The sequence below is a fragment of the Paenibacillus sp. 01T442 genome (assembly GCF_056398345.1).
Map to the genome: position 1 here is coordinate 1 of NZ_JBFTPF010000058.1, position 14563 is coordinate 14563.

The 14563-nt window shown below is 44.0% G+C and carries 14 protein-coding genes; 6 read left to right on the top strand and 8 right to left on the bottom strand.

The features are described 5' to 3' along the window. Positions 1–236: 236 nt before the first annotated feature. The 5 genes from serS to AC1DLM_RS27525 form a co-directional block, all read right to left on the bottom strand. Complete coding sequence (serS, locus tag AC1DLM_RS27505) at positions 237–1517, bottom strand: serine--tRNA ligase (protein ID WP_477571743.1); 1281 nt, start codon at positions 1515–1517, stop codon at positions 237–239. A gap of 303 nt (positions 1518–1820) precedes the next feature. Then, entirely contained in the window at positions 1821–2789 is a 969-nt protein-coding gene (gene pfkA / locus AC1DLM_RS27510) for a 6-phosphofructokinase (protein WP_441988063.1), read from the bottom strand. 37 nt (positions 2790–2826) lie between these two features. Beyond that, on the bottom strand, positions 2827–3852 hold the full coding sequence (locus tag AC1DLM_RS27515) for a tetraprenyl-beta-curcumene synthase family protein (RefSeq protein ID WP_477571752.1): 1026 nt from the start codon (positions 3850–3852) through the stop codon (positions 2827–2829). 43 nt (positions 3853–3895) lie between these two features. After that, positions 3896–4528, bottom strand: coding sequence for a hypothetical protein (locus tag AC1DLM_RS27520; RefSeq protein ID WP_441988062.1), 633 nt, complete (start codon positions 4526–4528; stop codon positions 3896–3898). A gap of 28 nt (positions 4529–4556) precedes the next feature. Continuing rightward, positions 4557–4871 carry a hypothetical protein gene (locus AC1DLM_RS27525; protein WP_441988061.1) on the bottom strand — a complete coding sequence of 105 codons (315 nt, stop codon included), beginning with the start codon at positions 4869–4871 and terminating at the stop codon, positions 4557–4559. 169 nt (positions 4872–5040) lie between these two features. Between AC1DLM_RS27525 and AC1DLM_RS27530 the strand changes: the two genes are divergently transcribed. The 3 genes from AC1DLM_RS27530 to AC1DLM_RS27540 all read left to right on the top strand — a co-directional run bounded on the left by AC1DLM_RS27530 (position 5041) and on the right by AC1DLM_RS27540 (position 8376). Further along, entirely contained in the window at positions 5041–6375 is a 1335-nt protein-coding gene (locus AC1DLM_RS27530; protein WP_477571744.1) for a multi antimicrobial extrusion protein MatE, read from the top strand. 20 nt (positions 6376–6395) lie between these two features. Continuing rightward, positions 6396–7574 carry an MFS transporter gene (locus AC1DLM_RS27535; RefSeq protein ID WP_477571745.1) on the top strand — a complete coding sequence of 393 codons (1179 nt, stop codon included), beginning with the start codon at positions 6396–6398 and terminating at the stop codon, positions 7572–7574. 154 nt (positions 7575–7728) lie between these two features. Continuing rightward, positions 7729–8376: a nitroreductase family protein gene (locus AC1DLM_RS27540; protein ID WP_477571753.1), complete on the top strand. Its 648-nt coding sequence runs from the start codon at positions 7729–7731 to the stop codon at positions 8374–8376. A 495-nt stretch (positions 8377–8871) separates the two neighbouring features. On the opposite strand, the gene AC1DLM_RS27545 is transcribed toward AC1DLM_RS27540, so the two are convergent. Next, positions 8872–11097, bottom strand: a complete 2226-nt coding sequence (locus AC1DLM_RS27545) for an MMPL family transporter (protein WP_477571746.1) — start codon at positions 11095–11097, stop codon at positions 8872–8874. A gap of 122 nt (positions 11098–11219) precedes the next feature. Here AC1DLM_RS27545 and AC1DLM_RS27550 point away from each other — a divergent pair, with 122 nt between their 5' ends. Further along, the gene (locus tag AC1DLM_RS27550; RefSeq protein ID WP_171634012.1) at positions 11220–11840 is read left to right on the top strand and encodes a TetR/AcrR family transcriptional regulator; all 621 of its coding nucleotides are present in this window, start codon (positions 11220–11222) and stop codon (positions 11838–11840) included. Positions 11841–11963: 123 nt separating this feature from the next. Here AC1DLM_RS27550 and AC1DLM_RS27555 read toward each other — a convergent pair whose 3' ends face one another. After that, a complete protein-coding gene (locus tag AC1DLM_RS27555) occupies positions 11964–12161 on the bottom strand; it encodes a cold shock domain-containing protein (protein ID WP_028556542.1) in 198 nt (65 codons plus the stop codon). Between the two features lie 139 nt (positions 12162–12300). Then, positions 12301–13005: a class I SAM-dependent methyltransferase gene (locus AC1DLM_RS27560; protein ID WP_477571747.1), complete on the bottom strand. Its 705-nt coding sequence runs from the start codon at positions 13003–13005 to the stop codon at positions 12301–12303. Positions 13006–13194: 189 nt separating this feature from the next. Here AC1DLM_RS27560 and AC1DLM_RS27565 point away from each other — a divergent pair, with 189 nt between their 5' ends. Then, on the top strand, positions 13195–13440 hold the full coding sequence (locus AC1DLM_RS27565; protein WP_441988056.1) for a hypothetical protein: 246 nt from the start codon (positions 13195–13197) through the stop codon (positions 13438–13440). Between the two features lie 265 nt (positions 13441–13705). Further along, the gene (locus AC1DLM_RS27570; protein WP_477571748.1) at positions 13706–14542 is read left to right on the top strand and encodes a YjbE family putative metal transport protein; all 837 of its coding nucleotides are present in this window, start codon (positions 13706–13708) and stop codon (positions 14540–14542) included. Positions 14543–14563: the final 21 nt, after the last annotated feature.

Below are 14563 nucleotides of genomic sequence, written 5' to 3' on the forward strand. Positions count from 1 at the left end.
GGGGTTCTGGGGTTCTGGGGTTCTGGGGTTCTGGGGTTCTGGGGTTCTGGGGTTCTGGGGTTCTGGGGTTCTGGGGTTCTGGGGTTCTGGGGTTCTGGGGTTCTGGGGTTCTGGTAGTCKGGAGCTCAGAAGCTCGGAAGCCAGTAAGCACCGAAAATCCTAGCCAAAGTAAATCCGCCGCTCTCAACAAAAAGCCCCTTATCCTACTGAAACACTTAGGATAAGGGGCTTTCTCTTTAAACGCTAATGGCTTCCAGCCCTCGCATATACGGTCGCAACGCAGGTGGGATATAAATCGAGCCATCTGCCTGTTGGTGATTTTCAAGCAATGGAATAAGGATCCGCGGCGATGCAACGGCGGTATTATTCAACGTGTAACAATAACGCAACTCACCTTCTGGATCCCGATAGCGTAAATTACTGCGCCTAGCTTGGAAATCCAGCAGGCTCGACGATGAATGCGTTTCACCGTATGCCCCTCGGCTAGGCATCCATGTTTCAATATCGAATTGCTTGTAGTTTTTGGCCCCCATGTCCCCCGAGCACACCGCTACAATGCGGTATGGCAGTTCTAGACAAGCAAGTAAATCCTCGGCATTTTGTGTAATCAACTGCAGCATGCGATCTGCCTCATCCGTATTATTTTCGCAGAGAATCACTTGCTCAACTTTGGCGAATTGATGAACTCGATATAAGCCTCGTACATCTCTTCCCGCTGAGCCCGCTTCCTTCCGGAAGCAGTTCGATACGGCAGCTAGCTGATTCGGCCCCTCCGATAGATCGACGATCTCCCCTCCATAGTACGAAATCAACGGACCTTCCGAAGTACCGACTAACCATGTGTTGTCCGCAGGAAGCTCATACGTTTGATCTTTGCCTGCTGGAAAGAAAGCCGCATTCAGCAGTATTTCCTCCCGTACCATGAGCGGTACATCCATGACGGTGAATCCACGATCCGTTAGCAAGTCTATGGCCAGCTGCTGGACAGCCCTGTGCAAATAAAGCCCCATCCCTTTGAGATAATAGTTGCGGCTGCCTGCGATCTTCACACCMCGAGCAACATCAATCATGTTCAGCGCTTCACCAAGCTGAAGGTGATCTTTCATCTCAAAGTTAAAAGTTGGCTTATCTCCAATGACCTTCAGCTCTACATTCTCTTGATCGCTCTCACCTATTGGTGTATCCGGCGAAGCTAGATTCGGTATTTTCAGCATGAGTTCCTTGAATCTCTGTTCATACTCGTTCAATTCCGCTTCAAGTAGGGTTAAGCCCTGATTCCAGCCACGGACTTTCTCCTTCAAGCCTTCTGCCTCGGCGGTTTTCCTATGCATCATTAACGATGCGATTTGCTCCGAAGCACGATTGCGATCTGCGCGCAGCAGATCAACTTGGCCCAGCAATTCTCTTTTCTTCTCATCGACTACGAGCAGTTCCTCAACGTGGCATTCTACACCTTTTCGAATCGCTGCTTCTTTCACTTGATCTTGGTTGTTTCGAATCCATTTGATATCCAGCATGTTCCGTCACCGCTTCCTTTTCTTATTGGTGAAAAAGACAAAAAACGCCCTCAGTCCGATTGGGACGAGGAGCGTTCTGCTCGCGGTGCCACCCAACTTGATGATGACATGAATAGTCATCATCCGCTTGGTTCCGCGATAACGGGCGGTGCCGGTTTATTTAGAGAAGGCTTTGGGGCGATCCTTCCGATCATGAACGTCTCCGAGTTGGATGCTCTTCATAGACATGATGTCAATTTATATGTTGTTCGCTATTATAGCCGAAATGCAAATGAAGATCAACACCTATTCACAAAATTAGGCTTATTGAGACAAACGGCTAGCCAATTCATAAAGTTCCATGTTAAAGCTACGTTTCGTGTTGACAACAAGATCGATATCCGTTGCCACAAGCTCACCTTTGATAATACCGCAAGCTTTGGAAGAATCACCCTCCATCAGTTTGCGAACAGCAAAATCACCTAGACGGCTTGCCAAGATACGGTCATTATGCGTAGGCGCACCACCGCGTTGAATATGACCAAGAACGGTTACACGAGGCTCAATGCCATTCGTTTCCGTGATCTGTTTCGCAATGCCTTCACCAGTTCCTGCTCCTTCAGCTACAAGGATAATACTGTGACGTTTGCCATGGTTGAAGTTATCCTTCATCCGATTAGCAACCTCGGTAACATCCACGTTCACCTCTGGCACAATAATGGTTTCAGCACCGCTGGCAAGTCCCGCATACAGGGCAATTTCACCACAATGACGTCCCATAACTTCGACAACCGATGAACGTTCATGAGATGTCATCGTATCCCGCAGCTTATTAATGGCATCCACAACGATACTTACAGCTGTATCGAACCCAATTGTAAAATCAGTGAATGGGATATCGTTGTCGATTGTCCCCGGAAGGCCCATCGTTTTGATACCCAATTTGCTAAGCTTGTTCGCACCTTGATAGGAACCATCTCCACCAATAACAACTAGGCCGTCAATTCCGCGTCTACGCAAGTTGTCTGCACCCATTTGCTGTCCTTCAGGTGTCATAAATTCTTTACAACGAGCCGTTTGGAGAATCGTTCCCCCACGCTGAATAATGTCACCTACGCTACGCAAGTCCATTTTACGAATATCATCATTAATAAGACCTTGATATCCGCGTTGAACGGCATACACTTCGAGCCCATGGTATAATGCACTTCGAACAACCGCTCGAACCGCTGCATTCATACCCTGAGAATCTCCTCCACTGGTTAAAACGGCAATTGATTTTACTGCTGACATATTAAATTTCCTCCTTCATAATTCTTGTGAATGACATTCATGATGTCGTACGGATGTACATACTATTTATCCAGAAAAATAGCCTGGTTAAAGGACTGTTTTTCATCAGACGCTTTGAGATTTTCTTCACTTGATGTTGACTGTTGACCTTAGGGTCAGATAAATAGAGAGCAAGCAAACCTTCGATAATCATACGATGAAATCTCGGATGTTCCAAGAACAAAATTTTACTCCTCGCCTCTTGGACAATGAAAGCGATTCGCTCTACGGTTGTATCTAACGAATCGTAGTAGGTACAGAAATTCAAGTCTCCACCTACAATATCTTCTTCCTGATCAATTAAATAATCAAGCAGAATATGAAGTCCGCACACATAAGGAAAATAAGCTTCCCGGATGGAATCCACTTGCTTGTCCGTCAGATTCGGATCACACCCACCCAAAAATAACATAAACATGCCTAACGTTGAACCCGTTGCAGCTGCAAACTCATTCCAATCAATCTGGCTATATTTATGGTGATGATCATCCCACCATTGATGCAGCTGTGGCTCGCGTAAATCCTTACGAATATGCTTGTACACCTGCAAATCACAGTATAAGCCTACAAATTCTTTGACCTGGTCAGCTACTTTCAAATACGATGGCATCTGGCTAATAGAAGTTTGGCATTGCTGAACAAGGTCTTTTAAATAGCCGCCGTCTTCTTTCTCATCTCTGAACGCATAGTAATCATGCAAAGGCTTCGCAGGATCAACTGCATCCAGCATAGATTGATGCAATTGTCGAAAATCCTTAGGATCCAGCGACGTGCTTCGATCACATAAATTATCCAAGTAGTCACTGATGGACTGGAATGCGACGATGAGTGGAATAAGCACGTGGCGCATCGATAAATGAGCAGCTGCATACACAGCTCCTCCTTGACAATGAAATTGCTTCGTTGCAATGCTTGCTAGCGCTTGCGTACGAAGCTCTTCATCGGGAATACTTGCCGCTCTACTTTTCCAGAAGCTCAATTGTTCATTGACACCGGGTAAAATATAGCGATACACACTAATCATTAATCGAATTGGCCCCTGCGGAACCTTCGCATGGCTCCTTATTCTACTTTTGTCCAATTGCTTCAAGTAAACTTCCTCCACAACTTTGTTCATAGCAGAATTGAAGTAATAATTGCATTTCAGATCGCTGTATTTGGCGTAACCAACTATCAACTGTAGGATTCTGAACAAGCGATACCTGAATTTCAATCACATCAATAAATACGTATGGATTCCAAACTGGCGATGTTACAAGTACTTCAAGCTTATGTCGAAGTGCTTCATTGTCCAATTCCATGAAGTCTTTAAGCGATAGATTATCTCTTACAAATTGGATTAGATTAGAATAAATAGGATGATGACCAACATCGTTAAACCAGTATTTCGCATTACTATAATCGCCTTCCATCCGATGCATTAGCGCATGCCAGTAACTCCCGGTTGGATTGGTAATTTCCTGCGATATATCGTGAGATTTATCTAAACTTTCATTTAGAAGAAACAAGCCTGCTTTAATAGCTAATCCATAGGGGAGTTGCTCCGGACTTCCTTCCGTAATCAATGATGTTGAAAGTCCTTCAATCCGTGCATCCATCGCGACGTCCCACTCTTCAATTGGATAAAGCGCAGGGAGATGCTCCAGAAGTGGTTTCGCTATCGTTTCTAACCAGTTATTCCCATCCTTATTGCTATGCATGCAGTCATTCTCCCTTCATTGACAACCATTAATGGTGGGTTTTTGATTCCAAATCCTGATTAGTCCGAAACCAGAGATGAAGATCATTTATGATTGAAGCCAAGTCAGCAATATCGGAATTCAAACGGCAGGAGGTTACAAAATCGTCTTCCTTATCGAGTTTATTTTGCTTTTCAATAATTTGTGCTTCCAATTTCATAATACGATCTGGAATAACGCCTCGTATTTGTTCCCACTGTAATAACAGATTTATGCGAACAACAGCATCATACATTTCCCACTCCAATTCCAAAACAGGAATCTCAATGCCGAGTCTCTCATCATACTGAAAATAGCTGTTCATTCCTGTGTACCTCCTTGCAGGCAAAACTGTCTGTCTTATTCAAGAAACATTCTACCTTTAAATGTATCACTTCAAACCTTCGGTTTCCAGTTAAAATTGTATGTCATCCCGATTTCATTTTCTGATATACTTAAGAAATGTTTGCAAAACGCGAAGGAGTGCGATTTGGATGAATGCTAAGACAATAAAGGAAACCATCACATGGAAACAGCTCATCTCCTTTTTCCTCCCCCTCGGACTTTCTGCAACGCTTGTAACCCTCTCGCATGTTATTATTAACAGCACCTTGGCTAGGGCAGATAATCCCGAGGTCGTCATCGCCAGCTATGCCATTCCCCTAAGTCTACTAGGACTGACTGAAAGACCCGTTGTATTGCTACGACAAGCCTGCTCGGCACTTGTCAGGGACCGGATTTCGTTCCGTGCCATGGGCGTTGTCAGCTCATACGTTTTTGCCTGTATCATCCTGCTTGGCCTCATACTCTGTTACACACCGGTTGGAGAATGGGTGTTTCTTTATTTTTTCGGCGTAGAACGTGAAATGCTAGCTGCTACATTAAGTGTTTATCGCATCCTCATGTATGTAAGCATCTTCTCTGGTTTACGTTGTTTATTTCACGGAATTATCATTTTCAATATGCGTACCAAATGGCTCACTATCGGCATGGGCGTAAGGATTATCGCGATGTATTTCTTATCTTTATATTTCATCACAACGGATAATGTCTCCAGTGGTAAAGTAGGTGCCATTATTTTCCTTGTCGGTATGGTCATTGAAGCAGCTGTTGCGATTTGGGAGGGGACAAGCTTACTCAAGCATGTTATTCCGGAGAAAGCACCCAATCATCCAATTGAGACGAAGCAGCAAATTTTTAGCTTTTACAAACCGCTCTTATATTCATCTGTTATCGCAGTCATTATTGGACCATCAATTAATGCAATGTTAGGCAAAACAACACATATCCATCTAGCTATCTCATCCTTTGCGATCGCTGGATCCTTAACACAGTTAGTTATGAGTTTCTTCTCCTACATACATCAAATCGTCTTAAATTTCTATCGTAAAGATGCTGTGCGAGTCAAAAAATTCATTCTCCTGCTTAGCTTCATTCCAGGAGCACTAATTGCCATACTGGCTTATACGCCGATCGGCCCTTGGTTTATGACTCACGTCATGGGTGTAAATGCAGAACTGAAACAAGCAAGCCTAAGTGCCATGCGAATTTTCATGATCATGACGATTGTATTCMCGTGGCTTGATTATATGAATGGGATTATTATGCTGCGCGGCCAAACAAAAATCATGGTTTTCTCGCAATCTGCGAATGCTACTATTACGGTAATCACTTTATTCGTTGCCATTGCAACGGTTCCTAGCTGGAACGGGATGATCGGCGCGCTAGCCCAATCTGTAGGCATGTTAGCAGAACTGCTTGTCGTCATCTATGTGCTCAAACGAACAAATGATGTGCAACAACTTAGTCAACCTCAAGAAAATATGTAACGAAATGGTGATGATTACGCTTGGCAAATTCAAATGAGATTGATAGAAATGATCGATTGCTTAAAATGTTTACTTTTTCATTTTTTATGACGATGGGGATTGTCGTGACTTTTTTCCCGCTTTATTTCGATTATAAAGGATATTCTAAGATCCAAATCGGCTTGCTCTACGCCATCGGACCACTGATCGGCATTGCAACCAACCTATTGTGGGGGTTCCTGAGCGACCGGTTTCAAACCGTCAAGAAAATCATGATTATTCTGATCCTCGGCCAGCTCGTCACTGCCGTCTTGGTTTCTACCGCAGGCTGGTTTTCCCTGCTCTACGTCTGTTTGGCAGCGTTTTTCTTCTTCCAACAGCCCGTGAACTCCTTGAATGACAGCCAAGTTATGCTGCATGTCCGATCGAGTGGAAAAAGCTACGCCTCATTCCGCGTGTATGGCTCCATTGGCTTCGCCMTTTCAGCCGGCGGATTCGGTCTAATCCTACGAGCCTATGGAACGGGACTTACACCTATCTTGCTTTTTATAACGATCGGCTGTACATTAATCATTCTTTTTCTGCTGAAAGATACGCGTCAAGGCGGCAAAAAAATGGCCTTTGGCGGTATGGTGAACATTATCCGTTCCAAAAAATTCATTTGGTTCCTTACGCTTGTGATCATCATGTCGGTATCACATCGGTTCAATGATGGCTTCTTAGCACTGTATATGCGTCAGCTCGGTGCTTCTGATTCACTCATCGGATATGCGTGGATGACATCCGCACTCAGTGAAATTCCGGTCTTTTTCTATCTCAGCAGACACGGRCATCGCTTCAAGGAATTACCCTTACTTGCCTTTGCTGGTGTGATTTACGCTTTCCGCTTCGTCATGATGAGTTTCATTCAGGATCCAGTTTGGGTTATCGGCATTCAGCTTCTACATAGCTTAACTTTCGGTGTTTTCCTCTTCACAGCGAATCGTTATTTGAGTCAAATTATTCCTGATGAGTACCGCTCTTCAGGTCAAGCCATATTCGCTGTCGCCTGGTCTAGTATAGCTGGTTTGATAAGCGGCACGGCAGGTGGTTGGATCTATAACGAAGCTGGTGGAAGTACCGTTTATATGATTGCAGCGTGCTTATCAATAACGTCAGCCATAGGCTTTCTGTGCACGTATTTGTTTCAAAAGAATGAGGAAGCCCTTCCTAGTCGTTGATAAAAGAATGCTTACTTCCTTAGTACTTGAGCATATTGGGAGTAACAGCAGTTGTACTCCTTGATGATCTCCCCTATAATAAGGATATAGTCTTAGTACCAAGTAATAATCCAAGATGAACATTATGAGCAGCAAAGGTAGGTACACATTTATTATGATGTATGAAGATTTCAAAACCATCGTTTTAGAACGACGCAGCATTCGCAACTTTACCGAGCAAACCGTTGCAGTTGAAGATATTCGCGAAATTATCGACTGTGCTCGTTATGCTCCCAGCGATACGAACTCACAAACATGGAAATTTATCGCCATTCGAAATACAGAGAAAATCAAACATATCGAGCAATTAACTTGGGATCAGCTGCATTTACGTGCCGCGGCTGCCGAGGAGAAAGGGCTATCCAGAGAAGCACGCATGCTAGTGAGATCCTTCGGGCCTTACGCAACAGCATTCTCGGACGCGCCTGTACTCATCATTTGCTTGGCGACACCTTATGAATCCAAATTCCGTGATCGCATCTTCGACCCCATTCAATTGGTCGATGATCATGTTTGGGCCGAAGAAGGCATCAAGAGCTCTTGCCTTGCTTCGCAGAACTTGATGCTTGCTGCGCACGCTAGAGGACTCGCTACATGCCCTATGACAGGCCCTGTGCTGTTAGCACAGGATCAAATCCGGGCTTACCTGGAGATTCCAGCAGAGTTTCAAATTAACATGGTCATTTCCCTTGGCTATCCGAAGGATAAGCCTGGTAAAATGGCACGTAAAGAAATTGACGATATTCTTGAAATCATCGACTAGAATAAGAAAAATGTTTATCGAAGTCCTTCAAGTATGAGTGACAGCGTAGTAAACCAAACTAAACCAGATAGCATCCGATTTTGGGGATGATATCTGGTTTTTTTCATCCGACCGACTCATCAATCTGCCTCAACTATTTACTTCTCCAGCTATTTCTCCAGCCAAACCTTTCTCCACCGCCACAAACAAATTAAATGGATTTTATGTTGTTATTTTTGTTGATACTCGCCATTTGTAAGCAATAGATGGATTTCCTACAGTTAATTTCTGCCACAATACATTAAACGGCCAATCTCCCTCATATTAGATGTACTTTTTCCATCTAATCATTTAATCTCAGGTAAATGGGTAAAATTAACTGTATTTTTTACATTTATTTGAAAATCCAGCTACCCAACTGGCGTCACTACTTCCTCTACTTATAAAAAACACCTATACTACACGCACATAAAAAGGAGCTGTCCGCGATTTAAACGGATGCTTCTTTTTGTATACTTAATTCTTAGAACCAGACGCGAGTGGCGCACGCTTCACTTTACTTGGCCAAAACACCGCATCACCAAGCAACATCGTGATGGAAGGGACAAGGAATGGCCGTACGATGAAAGTATCTAATATAACACCGACGGCACAAATGACACCGAACTGCACTAGCACTTGAATCGGCAGCGATGCTAGAACCGCAAAGGTGCCTGCCAAAATCAAGCCCGCTGAAGTGATAACACTGCTCGTTGAGCTAACGCCTAAACGTATCGCATCCTTCAAACTCAAACGATTCCTTTCCTGCCAAATGCTCGAAATCATGAAAATATTATAATCCTCGCCTAACGCTACGAGAAAGACGAATGCATACAGCGGAATCAATCCTTGAATCGCGGCTGTATCCATGAAATAGTGCAGGATGAGCCACCCAGCACCTAATGCCGAGTAATAGGAAAGCAGTACCGTTGCTATCAGATAGACGGTTGCAACAATGGACCGTAAATACACGAGTAGCAGAATCGCGATAACCGTGATAACAACAGGGATAACAATTTTCGTATCCCGCTCCACGACGGTCTTGGTGTCATATTGGGTGGCAGTCTCTCCTCCTACCCAAACCTGCGGGTTCGCTATACCTGCCTCCATTAGCTTCTGTTCCAAGGTGTTTCGAATCTCAGGAATCCGATTGATAACATCCAAGTCGTATGGATCTTGCTTAAAAATCAACTCATATGCCTTGTAATTGGCGTCCTTCTTACTATCCTCTGGTTTACTAACTGATTCCACATAAGGTAACTTTGACAGGACTCCTTGGACATCTGCCGTCTTACCTTCCGTATTAACGACCACTTTGACCGGTGCCAGTGATCCCGGTGAAACATGCTCTGATAACAGGCTAAAGCCTTCTCGTGACGGCATTGTGGAAGGGAACGATTCCAAAATATTATACGTAAACTTAATTTGCGGGGCGAAAGCTGCTAAAGCAATAAGAATAATTAATGAAATTGCGAGTACGCTTTTGGGTCTTTCCGTTACCACTCGCCCAAGCGCAGCATTCATAGCACCAACAGGCTTTTGCTMGCGAATTCGCTTCCCTTTGCGCGCTTCTTTCTCTGCTCGCATTTCTGCTGTCAACGGAATGAACGGGTAGAAAGACACACGTCCAATAATGGCAAGAAGCGCTGGGACAAGTGTTAGACTCGCAACGGCCATAATGAAGATCGCTACGCTAAACGGAATCGCGAACCGATGATTGGAGCCATAATGAGCAAATAGCAAGCCCAATAAAGAAACAATGACAGTGAGTCCACTCATCCCAATCGCACCTGTTGAGCCACCGAATGAAACACGAAGTGCTGTATATTTGTCTTTCTCAACCAATAAGGCCTGTCGGTAGCGAGCCACGAAGAAGAGGCAATAATCCGTTCCTGCTCCAAACAATAGGACAGTCATAATGGAGATTGACTGCGCGTCAACGGTAATCCATCCCTGCTTTGCAAGGTAACCTAGAATAGGTGAAATGATGCCATATGCAAAACCTACACCTACTAAGGGAATAATAGCTAGAATCGGTGAGCGATATAACAGGATTAGAAGAACGAGAACAAGCAGCACGGTAGCCATGAGTAAGGCAAAATCTGCTCCTTTGAATAGCGCCGTTGCATCTGTCTGAATGCCCACTGGCCCTGTAATTCGCGCATGTAAACCATCTTCCTCAATTTTAGCTTCAAAAGGGTCACTGCCTAATTGGCTTACGGTTATCTCTTCCAGCTTCTTCATACCTTCCTGGAGGATTTCCGTTTCCGTCCCTTCGTTAAACGAAATCGGCAGGACGAGTATCTTGCCATCTTTGGACACCATGCTTTTTAACGCAGGAGCAGGCATCTGATGCAAAGGGGGCAATCCCTTCTGAGCAGCTAACGGTATATCCGTGAGCTGTTTCGTAACCTTTTGAACAGCTGCCAAATCTTGATCCGTCAGACCTGATCCACGATACCAAACAACGAGTGCTGGCACACCCTCATTACTTGGGAATTGTTCTTTCATCAACGCTGCTGCTTCTAGCGACCAAGAATCGGATGGCAGTTGCCTAGCAGCATTATTTTCTTGTGAATTGACGTTAGGTAGAAAGACAGATAAAATGCCTGTAAGTAAAATCCAAATGGCCAATGTTACCCATTTACTGCGGCGACCCGCGACAACACCGCCTATTTTACTAAAAAAAGGATTTTCATGCATGATGTAGCCTCTCTCCTTTAAAATGAAATAGTGTTATAATTATACTTGCAACAGAATTAATTATATATACTATATAGTTAATTAATCAAGTTATATTTAAAAACCTCTCAGGAGTGACACTTATGGAAAAAAAATCAAAGGCTCTCGGCAGACCTCGCGTCTCCCAGGGAGACATGCCTCTTAATCAGAAAATTCTAATGACGGCTATTCCCTTATTTTTGTCCCGGGGCTTCGAATCCGTCTCCATGGACGATATTGCCAAAGAATGCCAGGTAACGAAGGCATCTGTTTATTACTATTTCCCTTCCAAATCCGACCTGCTTACAGCCTCCATGATCCAGTTGATGGATAATGTAAGACGTGTAACCATTCAACGTTTAAGCGAACCTGCGCCGCTTCGCGAAAGGCTTCTCGGCATTACAGTGGGACATCTGAAAGCGGTCGATTTCGACCTGCATTCGTTCATGCGCAAGATGGAGGCCACACTTTCCGAAGAGCAAATGAAAGCCATGCGCAAATCCGAACAAGGTATATTGGATGCGCTMGAAACCGAATTCCAGAAGTCGATTGACTCCGGAGAAATCGGTCCAGTCAATCCACGTGTAATAGCCCGCGCCTATACTTCACTTCTCATGATGGGCCATGCGACGGACGGCGACGGAAATAAAATGTTTCCTCATGAAGGTGAAGCCGCTACGCAAATTATCGACATTCTCTGGCATGGCTTATACCCGCCAAAATGACTAATGGATTAGTCATTTGCATGACATCTCCGAGCAAACAAAAAAGACAGCCCCGAGCGAACTCGAGAACTGTCTTTATTGCTTGTGCTATGACACTATTTATAAGTAGGGAATCCCAGAGTCTTATAATTTGGTGACGTTAGCTGCTTGAGGACCACGGTTACCTTGAGTAATATCAAACTCAACGGATTGGCCTTCTTCTAATGTTTTGAATCCTTCGCCCTGAATTGCGGAGAAGTGAACGAATACATCGTCGCCTCCATCAACAGAAATAAAACCGTACCCTTTTTCTGCGTTAAACCATTTCACTGTACCCTTCAAATGAACAACCTCCTAAAAATATCGCCATCTATGACGAATAAGGAAATTATACCATTTGAGTGGTGAAAAATCAACGGAAATTCCGAGGTGGATAAGCTGAAATTTGTTGATGTACCAAGGTTTTCCACTATGCAGAGGGCTACTTTTTTATGCTTAAAAATTGATGAGAATTCGGTAGAAAAGGTAGACTAGCTTCTCGCTTTTTGACGGTAAATCCAGCCAACGCGAACTCGTTGATTAGATCAGATATACGCGAATATTCCTCTGTGCGGAAACTCATTAGCGGATATATCCGTACCTCGCCGCCTGGCTTGCAGACACGAAGCAATTCACGAACAGCCCCTACATGAAACGCATAATCGAACTGCTCTTCATACAGAAAAAGAAAATGACTGCACATCACGAGATCAAAGCTCTCCGATTCGAACGGTAAAGAAGGTAAAGCAGCTGTATGATATCTGGCTGATCCTTCCGCGCTTGAGAAGTCCTCTATAAAACGTTGTAACGCTTGAATACGTCCTGCCTTATGGTTTTCAACATTACCGTAGAACGTCCAGTCATACACATCGGTTAGTTTTGCCATTTTAGTTGCGACAAGCTCAATCTCTTGCATGCCATGATCTGAAATAGCACTGGGCGACTTCGCATATAATGGATCAACCGCCTCTGCGTAAATCCCAAACTGCCTTGCTTCAGACGTAAACGAAGATGCGCCACCTGCGACATCCAATACTCGTTTTCCAATCAAATCTGCCTTCTGTAACATAAACATTTTCTCGTATTCGACATACGATCTCGAGGTCATTGCGACCCCAATTTGCTCATAAACACGCTTCTGTTCCATGTTCATCTCTCCTCGACTCGGCTCATAACCCCTTCCCTCTGGAAAGGATTAGGAGAATTCTATCACGAGAGATTCCCCTGTGCAACAAGAAAATAACGAAATAATCGATCCCCCTGTTTGGAAATGGCGGCATTTTATGATACGATTGTTTACATCTATAAGCTTATTACAGAAACGAGGAAAAAAACCATGTCGCATCAACCCTTCAAAAGACATACGATTTATAAAAAAGATAAATGGAACATGCTGAATGTCGAGGTTCAAGGTACCAAAATCGTTCTAACCGAAATCTCTGATCAATGGGGCGAAGAATGCCATACTTTTATTGGCCGACCTGCCATGCTTCACTGGGCTAACGAGCGCTTTACCAAAGAAAATTTCGATGGTACAGAGGAAGAATTGCAAGCTATTATGGATAATTTTAAAAACGTTTAAAAAATATGAGGACTATTTTGAAACGTACCGCATATATTAAACGTATAATCTCATAGTAACACTCCAAAGGGGAGTAGCTGAGACAGTAAAGTCGTCAATTCGGATCCTCATCAGATCCCGGCTTTATTGGCAACGACAACGTTGTTAGCAAGACCTTTGCCATGTTCATTGGTGAAGGTCTTTTTTGATGAATTAGAGCCTTCACCGTACTAATGGTGCTGGGCTCTTTTTGCATCAAAAAAACCTTGAAGGAGTGTGTTCGCGTATGGATTGGTTGTCAACTGGCTTTTTCGTCTCTCTGCTGAGTATTATTCTGATTGACCTGGTGCTTGCTGGTGATAACGCGATTGTAATTGGGATGGCTGCACGTAATTTGAAAAAGGAAACACAAAAGAAAGTCATTCTCTGGGGTACCGTTGGCGCGATTGTGATTCGTGCATTCGCAACACTTGTCGTTGTAACGCTGCTCAAAATACCTGGACTGTTGCTTATCGGCGGCATCTTGTTGTTATGGATTTCGTATAAGCTTCTGAGCGAAAAGAAAAATCATGAAACTATGCAAGTGAAAGACAGTATGTGGGCAGCCATTCGGACCATCATCATCGCGGATGCTGTCATGGGGTTAGATAATGTCATCGCAGTTGCTGGAGCGGCACACGGAAATTTCCTGCTCGTGATTATTGGTCTACTGATCAGTGTTCCTATCGTGGTCTGGGGAAGCACATTATTCATTAAATGGATCGAGAAGTATCCTTCGATTATTTATATCGGTGCAGGCGTACTTGCGCTTACCGCTGGAAAGATGATTACTGGAGAAAAGTTTCTTGCTCCTTTCTTCGAATCCAATCCGTTAGGCAAGTGGTTATTCATTGGATTACTCGTCGTCCTCGTGCTTGGTGCTGGTAAATGGGTGAAAATGATTGGCTATCAGGTAAGTGTCGGGGATAGTGGTCAATTAACACTTCCCAAAGAGCTTAGTGAAGAGGCACAAATTTCTCCTGAGGATCGTTTCACAGTCAAAATGGATTCACGCGGCAAGTTCATTCTGGTGAAAGAGGAAGATGAGGATTCGAACCAAGATTCCATGCAGCATGCCGGTTGAAAAAGGAGTTTGACCCTGCGT

Bases quoted from the DNA above. Each gene is read 5' to 3' on its own strand.
- pfkA (WP_441988063.1), bottom strand. From the start codon at position 2,789: ATGTCAGCAGTAAAATCAATTGCCGTTTTAACCAGTGGAGGAGATTCT.
- AC1DLM_RS27525 (WP_441988061.1), bottom strand. From the start codon at position 4,871: ATGAACAGCTATTTTCAGTATGATGAGAGACTCGGCATTGAGATTCCT.
- AC1DLM_RS27520 (WP_441988062.1), bottom strand. From the start codon at position 4,528: ATGCATAGCAATAAGGATGGGAATAACTGGTTAGAAACGATAGCGAAA.
- AC1DLM_RS27570 (WP_477571748.1), top strand. From the start codon at position 13,706: ATGGATTGGTTGTCAACTGGCTTTTTCGTCTCTCTGCTGAGTATTATT.
- AC1DLM_RS27560 (WP_477571747.1), bottom strand. From the start codon at position 13,005: ATGGAACAGAAGCGTGTTTATGAGCAAATTGGGGTCGCAATGACCTCG.
- AC1DLM_RS27565 (WP_441988056.1), top strand. From the start codon at position 13,195: ATGTCGCATCAACCCTTCAAAAGACATACGATTTATAAAAAAGATAAA.
- AC1DLM_RS27540 (WP_477571753.1), top strand. From the start codon at position 7,729: ATGATGTATGAAGATTTCAAAACCATCGTTTTAGAACGACGCAGCATT.
- AC1DLM_RS27515 (WP_477571752.1), bottom strand. From the start codon at position 3,852: ATGATTAGTGTGTATCGCTATATTTTACCCGGTGTCAATGAACAATTG.